Source organism: Herbidospora sakaeratensis (assembly GCF_001570525.1).
Taxonomy (GTDB): Bacteria; Actinomycetota; Actinomycetes; order Streptosporangiales; family Streptosporangiaceae; genus Herbidospora; species Herbidospora sakaeratensis.
Genome location: NZ_BBXC01000015.1, coordinates 267,914 through 284,218 on the forward strand (window position 1 = coordinate 267,914; position 16,305 = coordinate 284,218).

20 protein-coding genes are annotated in these 16,305 nt (G+C 71.3%); 11 read left to right on the plus strand and 9 right to left on the minus strand.

Annotation, left to right across the window (positions count from 1 at the left end; translation table 11 throughout):
• Positions 1-71: 71 nt before the first annotated feature.
• Genes urtE through urtA form a run of 5 tightly spaced genes read right to left on the minus strand, consistent with a single transcriptional unit; the run spans position 72 to position 4,729 of the window.
• Positions 72-761, minus strand: coding sequence for an urea ABC transporter ATP-binding subunit UrtE (gene urtE / locus AW271_RS25465; RefSeq protein ID WP_062340107.1), 690 nt, complete (start codon positions 759-761; stop codon positions 72-74).
• Complete coding sequence (gene urtD / locus AW271_RS25470) at positions 748-1,509, minus strand: urea ABC transporter ATP-binding protein UrtD (protein ID WP_062340108.1); 762 nt, start codon at positions 1,507-1,509, stop codon at positions 748-750. The genes urtE and urtD overlap by 14 nt, the downstream gene beginning before the upstream one ends.
• Positions 1,506-2,576 (minus strand): urea ABC transporter permease subunit UrtC, encoded by a 1,071-nt coding sequence (urtC, locus tag AW271_RS25475; RefSeq protein WP_083977201.1) that lies wholly within the window; start codon positions 2,574-2,576, stop codon positions 1,506-1,508. Before urtC ends, urtD begins: the two co-directional genes overlap by 4 nt.
• Positions 2,573-3,439: an urea ABC transporter permease subunit UrtB gene (urtB, locus tag AW271_RS25480; protein WP_062340109.1), complete on the minus strand. Its 867-nt coding sequence runs from the start codon at positions 3,437-3,439 to the stop codon at positions 2,573-2,575. Before urtB ends, urtC begins: the two co-directional genes overlap by 4 nt.
• Before the next feature lie 60 nt (positions 3,440-3,499).
• Positions 3,500-4,729, minus strand: coding sequence for an urea ABC transporter substrate-binding protein (gene urtA, locus AW271_RS25485; protein ID WP_157554625.1), 1,230 nt, complete (start codon positions 4,727-4,729; stop codon positions 3,500-3,502).
• 231 nt (positions 4,730-4,960) lie between these two features.
• Between urtA and AW271_RS25490 the strand changes: the two genes are divergently transcribed.
• From AW271_RS25490 to AW271_RS25520, 7 genes are all read left to right on the plus strand, one after another.
• Complete coding sequence (locus AW271_RS25490) at positions 4,961-5,263, plus strand: urease subunit gamma (protein WP_062340111.1); 303 nt, start codon at positions 4,961-4,963, stop codon at positions 5,261-5,263.
• Entirely contained in the window at positions 5,260-5,586 is a 327-nt protein-coding gene (locus tag AW271_RS25495; RefSeq protein WP_062340112.1) for an urease subunit beta, read from the plus strand. The genes AW271_RS25490 and AW271_RS25495 overlap by 4 nt, the downstream gene beginning before the upstream one ends.
• The gene (locus AW271_RS25500) at positions 5,579-7,291 is read left to right on the plus strand and encodes an urease subunit alpha (protein ID WP_062340113.1); all 1,713 of its coding nucleotides are present in this window, start codon (positions 5,579-5,581) and stop codon (positions 7,289-7,291) included. Before AW271_RS25495 ends, AW271_RS25500 begins: the two co-directional genes overlap by 8 nt.
• Before the next feature lie 10 nt (positions 7,292-7,301).
• The gene (locus AW271_RS25505; protein WP_245653193.1) at positions 7,302-8,030 is read left to right on the plus strand and encodes an urease accessory protein UreF; all 729 of its coding nucleotides are present in this window, start codon (positions 7,302-7,304) and stop codon (positions 8,028-8,030) included.
• Positions 8,020-8,697, plus strand: a complete 678-nt coding sequence (ureG, locus tag AW271_RS25510; protein ID WP_062340115.1) for an urease accessory protein UreG — start codon at positions 8,020-8,022, stop codon at positions 8,695-8,697. Before AW271_RS25505 ends, ureG begins: the two co-directional genes overlap by 11 nt.
• Positions 8,694-9,413: an urease accessory protein UreD gene (locus tag AW271_RS25515; protein ID WP_062340116.1), complete on the plus strand. Its 720-nt coding sequence runs from the start codon at positions 8,694-8,696 to the stop codon at positions 9,411-9,413. The genes ureG and AW271_RS25515 overlap by 4 nt, the downstream gene beginning before the upstream one ends.
• Before the next feature lie 87 nt (positions 9,414-9,500).
• Positions 9,501-9,932, plus strand: a complete 432-nt coding sequence (locus AW271_RS25520) for a hypothetical protein (RefSeq protein ID WP_062340117.1) — start codon at positions 9,501-9,503, stop codon at positions 9,930-9,932.
• On the opposite strand, the gene era is transcribed toward AW271_RS25520, so the two are convergent.
• Genes era through AW271_RS25535 form a run of 3 tightly spaced genes read right to left on the minus strand, consistent with a single transcriptional unit; the run spans position 9,923 to position 11,812 of the window.
• On the minus strand, positions 9,923-10,837 hold the full coding sequence (gene era, locus AW271_RS25525) for a GTPase Era (protein ID WP_062340118.1): 915 nt from the start codon (positions 10,835-10,837) through the stop codon (positions 9,923-9,925). The genes AW271_RS25520 and era overlap by 10 nt on opposite strands.
• Positions 10,830-11,159 (minus strand): cytidine deaminase-like protein, encoded by a 330-nt coding sequence (locus AW271_RS25530; RefSeq protein WP_062340119.1) that lies wholly within the window; start codon positions 11,157-11,159, stop codon positions 10,830-10,832. Before AW271_RS25530 ends, era begins: the two co-directional genes overlap by 8 nt.
• Positions 11,156-11,812: a hypothetical protein gene (locus AW271_RS25535; protein ID WP_062340120.1), complete on the minus strand. Its 657-nt coding sequence runs from the start codon at positions 11,810-11,812 to the stop codon at positions 11,156-11,158. Before AW271_RS25535 ends, AW271_RS25530 begins: the two co-directional genes overlap by 4 nt.
• A 303-nt stretch (positions 11,813-12,115) precedes the next feature.
• On the opposite strand from AW271_RS25535, the gene AW271_RS25540 reads away from it, so the two are divergent.
• From AW271_RS25540 to AW271_RS25555, 4 genes are all read left to right on the plus strand, one after another.
• Positions 12,116-12,514 carry a pyridoxamine 5'-phosphate oxidase family protein gene (locus AW271_RS25540; RefSeq protein ID WP_062340121.1) on the plus strand — a complete coding sequence of 133 codons (399 nt, stop codon included), beginning with the start codon at positions 12,116-12,118 and terminating at the stop codon, positions 12,512-12,514.
• 75 nt (positions 12,515-12,589) lie between these two features.
• Positions 12,590-13,252, plus strand: a complete 663-nt coding sequence (gene cseB, locus AW271_RS25545; protein WP_062340122.1) for a two-component system response regulator CseB — start codon at positions 12,590-12,592, stop codon at positions 13,250-13,252.
• Between the two features lies 1 nt (position 13,253).
• Positions 13,254-14,414 (plus strand): sensor histidine kinase, encoded by a 1,161-nt coding sequence (locus AW271_RS42945; RefSeq protein ID WP_062340123.1) that lies wholly within the window; start codon positions 13,254-13,256, stop codon positions 14,412-14,414.
• Positions 14,415-14,520: 106 nt separating this feature from the next.
• Complete coding sequence (locus AW271_RS25555) at positions 14,521-15,030, plus strand: M15 family metallopeptidase (RefSeq protein ID WP_062340124.1); 510 nt, start codon at positions 14,521-14,523, stop codon at positions 15,028-15,030.
• Between the two features lies 1 nt (position 15,031).
• Here the strand turns inward: AW271_RS25555 and AW271_RS25560 are convergent, their stop codons facing one another.
• Positions 15,032-16,303: a hemolysin family protein gene (locus tag AW271_RS25560; RefSeq protein WP_062340125.1), complete on the minus strand. Its 1,272-nt coding sequence runs from the start codon at positions 16,301-16,303 to the stop codon at positions 15,032-15,034.
• Positions 16,304-16,305 lie beyond the last annotated feature (2 nt).

The following is a 16,305-nucleotide window of genomic DNA, read 5'->3' on the forward strand; positions in this document are numbered from 1 at the left end:
GGGTCCTGACTTAGACGCTACCCTTCTTCTGGCCGTTGAGCTGCGCCGTTACTGATAACTGTCAAGAACGGTCAGACGGCGAGCAGTTTACGGGCCTCCTCTCCCTGGAGGTCGGCGGCCGTCCCGGCGTGGACGACATGGCCTCCGTCGAGGATCAGGTAGCGATCGGCCAGCCGCATGGCCAGGTCGAGATACTGCTCCACGAGGAGGACGGCGATTCCCGAGGCGTGCAGCGTCTCGATCGCCTCCTCGATCTCGATGATGATCGACGGCTGGATGCCCTCGGTCGGCTCGTCGAGAATGAGCAGCTTCGGCTTGGTCACCAGGGCCCGCGCGATGGCGAGCTGCTGCTGCTGGCCGCCCGACAGGAAGCCGGCCCGGCGCTTCAGCAGCGGTTTGAGGCGGGGGAACACGTCGAGCGCCTCGTCGAGCGCCGACTGGGGGTTCCCGGACGCCTCCAGCGTCACCAGCAGGTTGCCGAGGACGCTGAGCTGGGGGAAGGTCTCGTGGCCCTGGGGGACGTACCCCATGCCGAGTTTGACCCTCTCGTGGGGCTTCATCTTGGTGACGTCGTGGCCCTCGAAGGTCACCGTCCCGCCGGTCGCCGGGATGACGCCCATGATCGTGTTGAGCAGGGTCGTCTTGCCGACGCCGTTGCGGCCCATGACGCAGACCAGCTGCCCCGGTTCGACGGCCAGCCCGACGCCGAAGAGCACCCGGGCGCGGCCGTATCCGGCCTCCAAACTGTCAACTGACAACATCGTGTGCGGCCTCCTCGCGCGCGCGACCCAGATAGACCTCTTGTACCCGCGGATCGGCCCGCACTTCGTCCACCGAGCCCTCTATCAGGAGTTTTCCCTCGTGGAGGACGGTGACGGTGGACGCGTACCGCCGGAGGAAGTCCATGTCGTGCTCGATCACGATGACCGTGTGGTCCTTGGCGATCTCGGTGAGCAGGTCGCCGGTCCGGGCCCGCTCGTCGGCCGACATGCCCGCCACCGGCTCGTCGAGCAGCAGCAGGCGGGGGCCCTGGGCGATCAGCATGCCGATCTCCAGCCACTGGCGCTGACCGTGCGAGAGCACCCCGGCCTTCTTCTTCGCGAGCTCCCCGAGCCCGGTCGTCTCCAGCGCCTCGGCGACCTTCTCGGTCACGCCCTTGCGCCGGGCCAGCAGCGAGACCAGCGGCCGCCGGAACGAGGCCGCCAGGTCGAGGTTCTCCAGGACGGTCAGCTCCTCGAAGACCACCGAGGTCTGGAAGGTGCGCCCGATCCCGAGCCGCACCCGCTGGTGCTCCCGCTTGCCGTTGATGACCGACCCGTCGAAGCTGACCGTGCCGGTCGTCGGCCTGGTCAGGCCGGTGATGATGTCGATCAGGGTGGTCTTGCCGGCGCCGTTCGGGCCGATCAGGAAGCGGAGCTCGCCGTGGTCGACGGTGAAGTCGACCCCGTCGAGCGCCCGGAACCCGTCGAAGACGACCGAGACGTCGCGGACCTCCAGCAGGGCCGTCATGCCGTCACGTCCTTCCTGCGGAAGAACCCGATGATCCCCTTCGGCGCCAGGCCGATGACCAGGATGAACAGCGCGCCCTGGAGGTAGAGCCACGCGTCGGGCAGTTCCTCGCTGAAATAGGTCTTGGCGTAGCCCATGAGGACCGCCCCGAGCACCGCCCCGGCGAGCGCGAACCGCCCGCCGACGGCCACCGCGACCACCAGTTCCAGCGACGGTACGACGCCCAGCAGCGCCGGCGAGATGATGCCGACGACCGGCACGAACAGCGCGCCCGCGATGCCGGCCATGACCGCCGAGAGGGTGAAGGTGATCGTCTTCACGGTGGCCGGGTTGTAGCCGAGGAAGCGCACCCGGTCCTCGCCGTCGCGCACCGCGAGGAGGAGCCGCCCGAACCGCGACCGCTGGAGCTGCCAGGCTCCGAGGAACAGGACGCCGAGCACGATCGCGACGGTGAAGTAGAGCCCGCGCTGGGTCGAGTCGGCGGCGACGTCCTGGCCGAAGAACTCGAAGAAGTTGGTCAGGCCGTTGGTGCCGCCGGTGAGCCCCTGCTGGCCGACCAGCAGGATCACCATGGCCGCCGCGAGGGCCTGGGTGAGGATCGCGAAGTAGGCGCCCCGCACCCGTTGCCGGAACACGAGCGTGCCGAGCAGCCAGGCGACCGCCCCCGGCACGACCACCACCATGGCGATGGCGAAGACGGGGTTGCGGAACGGCTCCCACAGGGCGGGCAGCGTCTCGACGCCGCTCCAGACCATGAAGTCGGGCAGGCCGTCGCCGGCGTCGTTGAGCTTGAGGTGCATGCCCATGGCGTAGCCGCCGAGGCCGAAGAACACCCCCTGCCCGAGGGTCAGCATGCCGCCCTGGCCCCAGGCCAGGCCGATGCCGAGGGCGACGATCGCGTAGGTGAGGTACTTGGCCAGCAGCCCGAGCCGGAACGGCTCCAGCACCAGCGGCATGACCACGAGCCCGATGACCGCGACGAGCGCGAAGAGGGCGGGGCCGCGCCAGTCGCGCGGCTCCTTGACGGGGGCCTCGGTGACGGGGGGCTTCTCGAGTGTGGCTGTCATGTCAGCGCCCTTGAACGGAGGACGAACAGGCCCTGCGGCCGGAACTGGAGGAAGGCGATGATCACCGCGAACACGATCACCTTGGCCAGGCTCGCGTTGGTCCAGAACTCCGCGTACGAGTTCAGCAGCCCCAGCGCGAGCGCGGCGATGACCGCGCCGCGCAGCTGCCCGAGGCCGCCCGCGACGACCACGAGGAACGCGTCGACGATGTAGTAGGTGCCGAGCGTCGGCCCCACCGGGCCGATCAGGGTCAGCGCGACCCCGGCGATCCCGGCCAGCCCCGACCCGATGAAGAAGGTGCGCTGGTCGACCCGCCCGGTGTTGATCCCGCTGGTCGCGGCGAGCTGCCGGTTCTGCATCACGGCCTGCATCCGGCGTCCCTGCGCGCTCCGGTTCATGTAGACCCAGATCGCCACGACCGACCCCACGGCCAGCAGCAGGATGAACAGCCGGTTGTACGGCATCGGCCCGAGCGCCCCCTGCAGCCAGGCAGGCGAGAGCACCTGCACGTTCGGCGCGCCGAACAGGTCGCGCGCCACCTGCTGGAGGACGAGCGAGACGCCCCAGGTGAGCAGCAGCGTGTCGAGCGGCCGTCCGTAGAAGTGCCGGATCGCCGCGCGTTCGAGGATCAGCCCCATCAGCCCGGCCACCAGGAACGCCACCGGCAGCGCCACCAGCACCGCGTTCCGGCCGGCGAAGTCCTGCAGCAGGTAGGCCGTGTACGCGCCGGCCATGATGAACTCGCCGTGGGCCATGTTGATCACGCCCATCTGCCCGAACGTGAACGTCAGCCCGAGCGCGATGAGCAGCAGGACCGCCCCGATCGACAGTCCGATCGGCAGCTGGTTGAGGATTCCCTCCACCCTGCCCCCTTTCTGGAAGTACGGTCCCGGGGCGCGCGCGGGCGCCCCGGGAAGTCGGCGTCAGGAGGCGAGGCTCCCGGCCCACGGATACGACTTCAGGTAGGGGTCGGGCTTGATCGGCTCACCCGAGTTCCAGACCTCCTTGATCAGCCCGTCGGGCTGGATGATGCCGATCCGAGCCGTCTTGTACATGTGCTGCGTCTCGCCGTCGATGGTGACCAGGCCCTCGGGACGCTCCAGCGCGATCCCGCCGGACGCCTTCTTCACCGCCTCGACCTCGACGGTGCCGGCCTTCTTGACCGCCTCGGCCCACAGGTAGACCGCGTTGTAGCCGGCCTCCATCGGGTCGGAGGTGACCTTGGCGTCGCCGTACTTGGCCTTGAAGGCGGCCACGAACTTGCTGTTGGCCGCGTTCTCGGTGGTCTGGTAGTAGTTCCACGCCACCGGGTGGCCGACGATGTTGTCGACGCCGATTCCGGTGACCTCCTCCTCGGCCACCGAAACCGAGAGCACGGGCATCGACTCGGCGGTCACGCCGGCGCTCTTCAATTGTTTGAAGAAGGCCACGTTGCTGTCGCCGTTCAGCGTGTTGAAAACCGCGTCGGGCTTGGCCTGAACGACCTTGTTGGTCAATGTGGAGTATTCGGTGTGGCCGAGCGGCGTGTATTCCTCGCCGAGGACCGTCATTCCGTTCGCGGCCGCGTACGCCTTGATGATCTTGTTGGCGGTACGGGGGAAGACGTAGTCGCTGCCGACCAGGAAGATCTTGGTCTTGCCCTGTTCCTTCAGGTAGTCCAGACCCGGGATGATCTGCTGGTTGGTCGTCGCGCCGGTGTAGAAGATGTACGGGGAGGACTCCAGGCCCTCGTACTGGACCGGATACCAGAGCAGCGCCTTGTGGCGTTCGAAGACCGGGAGCATCGCCTTGCGCGAGGCCGACGTCCAGCCGCCGAAGACGGTGGCGACCTTGTCCTGGCTGATCAGCTTGTTGGCCTTCTCGGCGAAGGTCGGCCAGTCGGAGGCGCCGTCCTCGACCACCGGTTCGAGCTGCTTGCCGAGCACGCCGCCCGCGGCGTTGATCTCCTCGATCGCGAGCAGCTCGGCGTCGCGGACCGTGACCTCGCTGATGGCCATCGTGCCGCTCAGCGAGTGCAGCAGGCCGACCTTGATGGTGTTTCCGCCCGCCGCGGCTCCGCCACCGGCCGTGCTCTCGGTCGGCTCGCCGCCGCAGGCGGCCAGCGCCAGCACCAGCCCCGCGCCCACCGCGGTCCGTAAGAATGCGTTAAGCAATGAATTTCCTCCTTGCCGATACGGCCCCCGCACCGACCCATCTGCCGCAAAGGTGATCGAGCGCGATTTCCCGGGAAAATCGGGGAGGTTAATAGCCGATTACTGAAACTTCACCCAACGGACGAACGCTACGGACGGCGCTATCATTGACCGGCGGCGCCGGAAAACGCGGAAACGCGTCCGTCATCACCCCGAAACGCCATTGAAACCGATCTTTCTTAGGGTCCGGCCATGCGGCTCACCCCACACGAGCAGGAACGCCTGCTCATTCACGTCGCGGCCGGCGTCGCACGCGACCGGATGGACCGAGGCCTGCGCCTGAACCATCCGGAGGCCACCGCGATCATCGCCTCGTTCCTGCTCGAAGGGGCCCGCGACGGCCAGTCGGTCGCCGATCTCATGGACGCGGGCCGCAAGGTCCTGCGCCGTCAGGACGTCATGGAGGGCGTGCCGGAGATGCTGGACTCCGTCCAGATCGAGGCCACCTTCCCCGACGGCACCAAGCTCGTCACCGTCCACCACCCGATCACATGACGGTCCCCGGAGAGATCGTGCCGGGCGCCGAGCCCGTGCCGCTGAACCCGGGGCGCGAGCGGGTGACCCTGCGCGTGGTGAACACCGCCGACCGGCCCGTCCAGGTGGGCTCCCACTACCATTTCGCCGCCGCCAACCCGGGGCTGGAGTTCGACCGCGAGGCCGCCTGGGGCCACCGTCTCGACGTGCCGGCGGGCACCGCCGTCCGGTTCGAGCCGGGCGTCGAGCGCGACGTCACCCTGGTGCCCATGGCCGGGAAGCGGGTCGTGCCCGGCCTGCGCTCCGAATGGGCCGGCCCTCTCGACGGGAACCCCCATGCCTGAGATCTCCCGCGCCCGCTACGCGGCGCTCTACGGCCCGACCACGGGCGACCGGATCCGGCTGGCCGACACCGACCTGTTCGTCGAGGTCACCGACGACCTCGCGATGGGCCCCGCCGGGGCCGGCGACGAGGCGGTGTTCGGCGGCGGCAAGGTGATCCGCGAGTCGATGGGCCAGGCCCGCGCCACCCGCGCCGAAGGCGCCCCCGACCTGGTCATCACCGGCGCGGTGATCCTCGACCACTGGGGCGTCGTCAAGGCCGACATCGGGGTGCGCGACGGCCGCATCGTCGCCATCGGCAAGGCCGGCAACCCCGACACGATGGACGGGGTCCACCCCGACCTGGTGATCGGCCCGTCGACCGAGATCCTGGCCGGCAACGGCAAGATCGTCACGGCCGGGGCGGTCGACTCCCACGTCCACCTGATCTGCCCCCAGATCGTCGAAGAGGCCCTGGCCAGCGGCGTGACCACCCTGGTCGGCGGCGGCACCGGCCCCGCCGAGGGCACCAAGGCGACCACCGTCACCGGGGCCTGGTACGTCGGCCGGATCCTGGAGGCGATGGACGGCATGCCCGTCAACGTCGCCCTGCTCGGCAAGGGCAACACCGTCAGCAGCGAGGCGCTGCTGGAGCAGCTGCGGGCGGGCGCGTCGGGCTTCAAGCTGCACGAGGACTGGGGCACCACCCCCGCCGCGATCGACGCGTGCCTGGCGGTCTGCGACGTGACCGGGGTGCAGGTCGCCATCCACACCGACACCCTCAACGAGGCCGGGTTCGTCGAGTCGACCCTGGCGGCGATCAACGGCCGGAGCATCCACGCCTACCACACCGAGGGCGCCGGAGGCGGGCACGCCCCCGACATCATCAAGGTCGCCGGGGAGCGCAACATCCTGCCGTCGTCGACCAACCCGACCCGCCCCCACACGGTCAACACCCACCACGAGCACCTCGACATGCTCATGGTCTGCCACCACCTGAACCCGTCGATCCCCGAGGACCTGGCCTTCGCCGAGTCCCGCATCCGCCCCTCGACGATGGCGGCCGAGGACGTCCTGCACGACATCGGCGCGATCTCGATGATCGGCTCCGACTCCCAGGCGATGGGCCGCGTCGGCGAGACGATCATCCGCACCTGGCAGACCGCCCACGTCATGAAGAACCGCCGCGGCGCGCTCGCGGGCCCGGCCGACAACCTCAGAGCCCGCCGGTACGTCGCCAAATACACCATCAACCCGGCGATCGCCCACGGCCTCGACGCCGAGGTCGGCTCGGTCGAAGTGGGCAAGCTCGCCGACCTGGTGCTCTGGACCCCCGCGTTCTTCGGCGTCAAGCCCGACCTGGTCGTCAAGGGCGGCATGATCGCCTACGCCCAGATGGGCGACGCCAACGCGTCGATCCCGACCCCGCAGCCGGTCCTGCCCCGCCCGATGTTCGGCGCCTACGGCGCGGCCCCCTCCCAGACCTCGGTCCACTTCGTCGCGCCGCTGGCCCTCGAAGGCGACCTCGCCGACCGCCTGCGGGTCGAGCGGCGGCTGGTGCCGGTGGCCGACGTCCGGAGCCGCGGCAAGGAGTCGATGCCCCTCAACGACGCCCTGCCCGACATCGAGGTCAACCCCGACACCTTCGCCGTGAAGGTCGACGGCGAACTGATCGAACCGGCCCCGGCCGAGGTCCTGCCCATGGCCCAGCGCTACTTCCTCTTCTAGGCGAACGGCCATGGACGCAACGGCCTCCGGAGACCCCGCCATGAACGGCGCCCCCGGACAGCCGCCGACACCCGGCCTGGCCGGCCTGCTGCTGCTCGCCGACTCGCGGCTGCCCGCGGGCGGCCACGCCCATTCGGGCGGCGCGGAGGAGGCGTGCCGCGTCGGCGCGATCTCCGGCCCCGAGGACCTGGCGCGGTTCCTCCGGGGCCGGCTCGCGACGGCGGGCCGGGTGGCGGCGGCGCTGGCCTGGTCCGCCTGCGCGGGCGCGGGTGAGAGCACGGGCGCGGCCGAAAGCGCGTGGCGGCTGCTCGACGCCGAGGCCGACGCCCGGATCGCCTCGCCCGCCCAGCGGCTGGCCAGCCGCACCCAGGGCCGCCTGCTGGTCAGGACCGCCAAGAGGATCTGGCCGTCTCCGGCGCTCGCGACGCTGGCCCGGGAAGTGCCCGACGGCGCGCACCACCCGATCGCCCTCGGCGTCGCCGCGCAGGCCGCCGGGTGCACCCCCGAGCAGGCCGCCATGGCGGCCGCGTACACGTCCGTCACCGGTGCGGCCACCGCCGCGGTCAGGTTGCTGGGGCTCGACCCGGTGACCGTGCACCGCGTCCTGGCCGACCTCCCCTATGACTCGGTCATCGCCGAACAGCACGACTGGTCCGCGCTACCCGCGCACGCCGCCCCCGCTCTCGATCTGCTGGCCGAACAGCACCTACGTACGGAGGTAAGGCTCTTTGTCAGCTAACCACGATGACCACCACGACGCCCCCGACGGGCACGGCCGGGCGCTGCGCCTGGGCATCGGCGGCCCGGTCGGGAGCGGCAAGACCGCCCTGACCGCGGCGCTCTGCCGGAGCCTCGGGCCCTCGCTCCGCCTCGGCGTGGTCACCAACGACATCTACACGACCGAGGACGCCGACTTCCTGCGCAGGGCCGGCGTCATCGACCCCGAACGGATCATGGCCGTGCAGACGGGCTGCTGCCCGCACACCGCGATCCGCGACGACATCGCCGCCAACATCGACGCCGTCGAGACCCTGGAGGAGCGCTTCGGCCCCCTCGACCTGGTCATCGTCGAGTCGGGCGGCGACAACCTGACCGCGACGTTCAGCCGGGGCCTGGCCGACCGCCAGATCTTCGTCCTGGACGTCTCCGGCGGCGACAAGGTGCCCCGCAAGGGCGGCCCCGGCGTCACGTCGGCCGACCTGCTGGTGGTCAACAAGACCGACCTCGCCCCGATGGTCGGCGCCGACCTCACGGTCATGTCCCGCGACGCGGCGGCCGTCCGGGAAGGCAAGCCGGTGTTGTTCACCTCGATCCGTGAGGACAAGGGCGCCCACTCGGTCGCCGAATGGGTGTCCGGCGTCGTCGAGTCGTGGCGGCACCAGCACTCCCACAGCCACCTGTCATGACGAAGGCGCTGGTCCGGGCCCGTGCGATCCTCCGCACGGGCCTGGACGACCGGGGCCGCACCCGCATCGAGACGATGCGCTCCGACCCGCCGATCACGTTGCGCCAGACGGGCCCCGGAGAGGTCCACCTGGTCAGCACCGGCGCGGGCCCCCTGGGCGGCGACCGGTTGAGACTCGACGTGGAGGTCGCCGAGGGCACCTCCCTGACGGTCCGCTCCATCGCGAGCACGCTGGTGCTCCCCGGCACCGGCGCTTCCCTGATGGAGATCCACGTGTACGTCGCCTCCGGCGGCTCCCTGGTCTTCGCCCCCGAGCCGACGGTCCTGGCGGCGGGCTGCGACCACCGGATGACCACGGCCGTCACCCTGGCGCCCGACGCGTCCCTGTTCTGGCGCGAGGAGATCGTCTTCGGCCGCCACGGCGAACGGCCGGGCCGCTGCCACTCCCGCTTCGACGCGACGGCCGGCGGACGCCCCCTGCTCCGTCAGGAGTTGGTCGTCGGCGACCCGGACTCCGACGGCAGCCCGGCGGTGTTCGGCACGGCCCGCTGCGTCGGCAGCACCCTGATCACGACCGAGTGCAAGGAGGCGGAGGTGGCCGAAGGGGTCGCGGTGCTCCCCCTGGCCGGTCCCGGCACCCTGGTCTCGGCGCTCGCGGCCGACGCGGTCGAACTCCGGAACCGCCTCTCCTGGGGAGAAAGCCGCGTGTCTGTTTAGGCAGATTCGCCGGCGCGAGCCGCCTAGGGTGGAGAGGTGGCAACCGCACATCCCCCCACACCGGATCGAAGCGGGACAAGCACCTTATTGGGGCTGGCCGTCGTGATAGCGGGGCTCGGCCTGGCCATGACCGGAGTGCTGCCCTGGTTCGGCATCAGCGCCACGTTCGGGGTCGTCAACGCCGACCTGACCGCCGTCCACGGAACCGAGGACGCGGCCGGCTGGTGGGTCATGGGATCGGGCGTCGTCGCCGCCGCGCTGGGCGCGCTGGGCATCTCCCGCAGCCGCATCATCACCGGCCTGGCCATCCTGCCGGGCGCGGTCGCGGCGTTCTCACTGGCCATGTTCCTGACCAGGCCCCATGGGTTCGACCGCCTCTCGATGGCCATCCCTGGCCTGGTCTCGGTCGAACCCACGATCATGTACGGCTGGTTCGCCGGCCTCGGCGCCTCGGTCGTGGTCGCGGCGCTGGCCTGCCTGGCCCTGGCGAGCCGGCGTCAGCCGCCCGATCAGTCGTAGAAGCCGAGCCGGCGCAGCTGCTTCGGGTCGCGCTGCCACTCCTTGGCGACCTTGACCCGCAGGTCGAGGTAGACGCGGCTGCCGAGCAGCGCCTCGATCTGCTTGCGGGCCCTGCTGCCCACGTCCTTCAGCCGCGAGCCGCCCGGGCCGATGACGATGGCCTTCTGCGAGTCGCGCTCGACGAACATGAACGCGTAGACGTCGAGCAGGTCGTCGCGCCCCTCACGGGGGCCCATCTCCTCGACGACCACCGCGATCGAGTGGGGCAGCTCGTCGCGCACGCCTTCGAGCGCCGCCTCGCGGATCAGCTCGCCGACCAGCACCTGCTCGGGCTCGTCGGTCAGCTCGCCGCCCGCGTACAGCGGGGGCGACTCGGGCAGGCGCTCGATCAGCAGGTCGGCCAGCACGTCGAGCTGGTCGTCGCCCTTCGCCGACACCGGCACGATCTCGGCGAACTCCGCCAGCTGCGACACCGCGAGCAGTTGCTTGGCGACCTGCTCGCGGGAGGCCAGGTCGCACTTGGTGACCACCGCGACAACGGGCGTCTTCTTGACCGCGCCGAGCTTCTCGGCGATGAACCGGTCGCCCTTGCCGATGGGCTCGTTGGCCGGGACGCAGAACCCCAGCACGTCGACCTCGGTCAGCGTGGAGAGCACCAGGCTGTCGAGCCGCTCGCCCAGCAGGGTGCGGGGCCGGTGGAGGCCGGGGGTGTCGACGATGACGAGCTGCGCGTCGGGCCGGTGGACGATGCCGCGGATCACCCGCCGGGTGGTCTGGGGCTTGGAGGAGGTGATCGCGACCTTGGTGCCGACCAGGGCGTTCATCAAGGTCGACTTGCCCACGTTGGGCCGCCCCACGAACGCGGCGAACCCCGCACGGTGCGCAGACCCCGGCCGATCAGACATAACGACCTTTCAGCGAACCGTCGAGGCCCGCGTGGAACAGAATCGCGTTGCCCATGTCCTCCACCGCCGCCAGGTCTTCCTGGGCAGGCTCCTCGGCGTCGCTGACCAGCGCGGCGGCCTCCAGGCCCTGGGCCCCGCTCGACACGGCCGTCGCCACCGCGACCTGCACGGCGGTCAGCCGCAGCGAGGGCAGGTTCACGTCGGTCGCGGCATAGGTCCGGCCGGTCTCGTCACGGACGGCGGCGCCTTCGGCGGTGCCGTTCCTGGCCCTGGCCGACCGCGCCAGGGTGAGGATCTTTTCGTCTTCAGGGTCGAGCGTCACAGGTCAAGGGTAGCGACCTTGCGGGACACCAACCGGGCCAGTTCCTCGGTCGTGCGGGCGTCGGCGCCGCTCATGCCGCCGTTCACCAGGCCGATCACCGCCCCGCCCTGGCGGGCCACGATCAGGTGCATCTCGTAGGGGTAGCCGCCGACCCGGCCGACCAGGCGGCGCGCGACGCCCCCGCCTTCGAGGATGCTCTCCGGCACCGCGAGCGGGGCCACGGTCAGCCGGTTGACCTCGCCGGGGGCCTGGTCGCGGGCCGTGGTGCACTTCCGGGAGGCCTGGGCCAGTTCGTCCATCTGGTCGGCGGCCTCGCGGGAGCCGTACAGGGCGAGCGAGACGGCGGCCGTCTGGCCGACGCCCTCGCCCAGGTAGCTGGCGGTGGTGGCGGCGGTCAGGCCCTTGCGGGCGGGCCGGCCGGCCATCAGGTTGAACAGGCGGCGGCACTCCTGGACGACCGGTTCGAAGGGCTCCTCCCAGCCCGGCCGCGAGCGGGTCGCGAAGCCGCGCGGGATCTCGTCGAGGTCGGCGAACAGCGCCTTGATCTTGAGCGCCTGGGGGGTGGTGCGGGCGTCGCCCACGGGGCCGGATCCGCACCCGGCGACGGCGGCGGCGAGCAGACAGCAGGCGATGGTGAATTTCGCCACGCGCATTTCCAGGTCCCCCCGTCGACATCCCCCGGGCTCTATTCCCGGATGTCAACGGGCCTAAAAACATCATTAGGGGGCTCCCGCCGGACGAGAGCCCCCTAATCGATGATCCCCCTCAGATCAGCCGGTGCGCCGCGAACCCCTCCCGGCGCACCGATCGACCCCTTGTGCGGCGCCCCGAACCCCTCCCGGACGCCGTGGAACAAGAATGCCGGGGATGACTTGCAAGTCGCTTAAAGAACGCTTGCGGAGAAACTCCTCGCCGGATGCAAGACACACCCAAGCGGGTGTGAGCATCCTTGGCACGTGACAACCGCGCCCGCCCACCACCGACGCCTCCTGCAGGAGTACGTCGGGAACGCCCGGCTCATGTCCCTGTCCGCCGTCGACGGCGACGGGGCGCCGGTGCTCCTCCCCCTGCCCTTCCACGCGGCCTTCGGGCCCGACCGGCTGATGTTCATCGCCCACCGCGACCGCCCGCTGGTGGCCGGGCTGGCGGCCCGCCCGAAGGTGGCGGGTTCGATCATCGCGGACGCGGGGCGCGGCGTGACCTTCGCGGGCCTGGCGAGCGCCGCCGAGTCGCCCGACCCTGTCAGGCTGGCCCCGGGCGAGCGGCTCTACCGGATCGACGTGACCGAGTGGTTACTCTTCGACGAGCACGCCTACGAGTACCGCGTCCACCCCATCAGGTCGATTCACGGCTGATACACGCCCGCGGCGGGACGGCTGCGGAGTGCGCATATTCTGCGTCGGACCTGTTGCCGCGTGTGGGGAAGACGGATGTCGGTTTCGGTGCTCCTGGTCGAGGACGACGAGGTGATCCGCAAGAGCGTCGGCATGGCCCTGGAGCGCTACGGCTACCGGGTCGACCCGGCGGCCGACGGCCTGACCGGCCTGGAGCGGTTCCACTCCGGCGGCCACGACCTCCTGCTGCTCGACGTGATGCTGCCCGGCCTCGACGGCATCGGGTTGTGCCGCCGGGTGCGCGAGACGAGCCTCGTCCCGATCCTGATGATGTCGGCGCGCGGCGACGCCCTGGACGTGGTGTCCGGGCTGGAGGCGGGCGCCGACGACTACGTGGTGAAACCCGCCGACACCTCCGTGCTGGTGGCCAGGATCCGGGCGCTGCTGCGCCGGGCCGCCCCCGCCCCCGGCACCCCTCGGCTCGTCTTCGGCGACCTGACCGTCGACCCCGACGCGCTGGAGGTGTACGTCGCGGGCGAGCCGGTCTCCCTGGCCCCCACCGAGTTGCGGCTGCTGCTGGAGTTCGCCGCCAACCCCGGCATCGTGCTCGACCGGCAGACGCTGCTGCGCAACGTGTGGGACTACGGCTGGGACGGCGACAGCCGGGTCGTCGACCTGTGCGTCCAGCGGCTGCGCCGGAAGGTCGGGGCCGACCGGGTCGAGACGGTCCGCGGGTTCGGCTACAAGCTGCGGCGCTGAGATGGTCCGCTGGAGATCCCTGCGCTGGCAGATCGCCGCCCTGGTCGCGGTGGCGTCCGGCGTGGTGGCGCTGGCCGTGGGCCTGCTGGTCCACCGGAGCACCTGGGAGCGCTCGCTGAGCCTGGGGCAGGACCGGGCGCTGAGCGCCCTGCTCGCCGGCCCGGACGACGACCTGGGCCCGCTCCCTCCCGCGCTGGCCTCCCGGCTCGGCGGCCCGGACGCCTACGCCACCTGGTACGACGACCGCGTCCCCGACGTCCCGTGGATGTGGGCGGCCGACGGCACCGGGGCCGTCAAGATCGACATGGGCGGTGAGCTGCGCAACCTGCGCGCCCTCGACCGGCACATCGTGCTCGCCTCGGCGGGCGTCCTGGGCCTGGCGGTGCCGCTGGCGGCGCTGGCCGCCGAACTGCCCAACCGCCGCCTCAGGCGGGTCGCCCGCACCGCGCGCCGGGTCGCCGAGGGCGACCTGGAGGCCCGCACGTCGGCCGGGCGCGGCGGCGACGAGATCACCGCCATCGCCGCCGCGGTCGACACGATGGCCGCCGCCCTGCACGACCGCCTGCGCGCCGAGCAGCGTTTCACCGCCGACGTCGCCCACGAGCTGCGCACCCCGCTGATGGGCCTGGTCACCTCCGCCGAGCTGCTGCCCGACGGGGAGGTGACCGACCTGGTGCGCGACCGGGTCGGGGTGCTGCGTGTCCTGGTGGAGAACCTGCTGGAGATCTCCCGTCTGGACGCCGGCGCCGAGTCGGCCGACCGGGTCGAGGTGCCGCTGGGCCGGTTCGCCGCCGACTGCGTGCACCGGACCGGCCTGCCGGCCGAGGTGACCGTGCACGGCGACCCGGTCGCCGGGACCGATCCCCGCCGCCTCGACCGCATCCTCGCCAACCTGGTCGTGAACGCCCACCGCCACGGCAGGGCCCCGGTCGAGGTGCGGGTGGAGGGCACCACGATCACCGTCCGCGACCACGGTCCGGGCTTCCCCGCCTCGCTGCTGGCGGAGGGGCCGCAACGGTTCCGGACCGGCGCGGCCGAGCGCGGCCGGGGGCACGGCCTGGGGCTGACCATCGCCGCCGGGCAGGCCCGGGTCATCGGGGCCCGCCTCGCCTTCGAAAACGACCCCGGCGGCGGCGCGGTCGCCACCGTGCGGCTGAACTGATACACGGCCGAGCGCCCGCCCATACCCGGCGCCCACGGCACTGACACCTGCGCCGACCAGCCTGGACGCATCCACCCGATGCCGACCAGGAACGGACGTTCACCCCATGTACCGGTGGCTGGCGCCCCTGCTGCTCATCCTCACGACCGCCTGCGGGCCCCTCCAGGCCGACGCCGTCGGCGAGGCCGACGGGCTCGTGGCCGGGCACATCTCCCCGTTCGACACCAGCTCGCCCGCGATCACCAATCTGGACCCCGCCCTGCTGCGGGCCGTGCGGCAGGCCGCCCGCGACGCCGCCGCCGACGGCGTCGAGTTGTTCCTCACCACCGCCTGGCGCAGCGAGCGCTACCAGCGCAAGCTCTACGAGGAGGCGATCACGAAGTACGGCAGTGAGCGCGAGGCCCGCCGCTACGTCAGCACCCCCGACAGCTCCCGCCACGTCACCGGCGACGCCGTCGACGTCGGACCGACCGACGCCGACGACTGGCTCAACCGGCACGGCAGCGCCTACGGCCTCTGCCAGACGTACGCGAACGAGATGTGGCACTTCGAGCTGGCCACCACGCCGGGCGGCGAGTGCCCGCCGATGCGGGCCGACGCGAGCGCCCGGCGGTGAGTCAGTGGCGCGCCGCCGCGTCGTCGTCGACCCGCCGGACCACCACGGTGCTGATGCGGTTGCGGCGGCCGGCCAGCTCGTCGGCGGTCAGCCGCAACCCGGCCACCGTCGCCTCGGAGCCCGCGATCGGCACCCGGCCCAGGGCGTGGGCCAGCAGGCCGCCCACCGTGTCGACGTCCTCCGACTCGATCTCGGTGTCGAACAGCTCCTCCAGCTCCCACACGGCCAGCCGGGCGGTGACCCGGACCGCGCCGTCGTCGAGGTGCTCGACCCGGGGGGCCTCCTGGTCGTACTCGTCGGCGATCTCGCCGACGATCTCCTCGATGACGTCCTCGATCGTGACGAGGCCGGCGGTGCCGCCGTATTCGTCGATCACGATCGCCAGGTGGATCTGCCGGGCCTGCATGTCGCGCAGCAGGTCGTCGATGGGCTTGCTCTCGGGCACGTAGGTCGCCGGGCGCATCAGCTCCTCGACCGCGCCCTCGTCGTCGCCGGTCTCCTGGATGCGGCGGACGATGTCCTTCAGGTAGGCGATGCCGATGACGTCGTCCTCGTTCTCGCCGGTCACCGGGACCCGGGAGAAGCCGCTGCGCAGCGCCAGCGACAACGCCTGTTCGAGGGTCTTGTGGCGCTCGATGAAGACCATGTCGGTGCGGGGCACCATGACCTCGCGCACCAGCGTGTCGCCCAGCTCGAACACCGAGTGGATCATCTCGCGCTCGTCGGGCTCGATCACCCGCCGTTCCTCGGCCAGGTCGACCAGGTCGCGCAGCTCGGCCTCGGAGGTGAACGGCCCCTCGCGGAACCCCTTGCCGGGGGTGACCGCGTTGCCGAGCAGGATCAGCAGCGTCGGCAGCGGCCCGAAGATGCGGGTCAGGCCATAGACGACCGGCGCGCTGAACAGCGCGATCGGCTCGGCGTGCTGCCGCCCGAGCGTGCGCGGGGAGACGCCGACGATGACGTAGGCGATGACGATCATGGCCCCGGCCGCCGCCGCGTAGGCCTGGCCCGTGTCGCCCAGCCAGTCGATGAACAGCAGCGTCGCGATCACGGTCGCGCCGAGCTCGCAGCTCATCCGCAGCAGGAGCAGCAGGTTCAGGTAACGAGGGGGGTCGGCCACGATGGCCTGGAGGGGGTTGGCGCCGCGGCGTCCGTCCTTGACGAACTCCTCGGCGCGCACGCGGGAGATCCGGGTGAGCGCGGTCTCCGCGCTCGCGAGCAGGCCGCCGCCGACGACGAGGGCGACGGCCGAGAACAACCAGCCGTTACTCATGG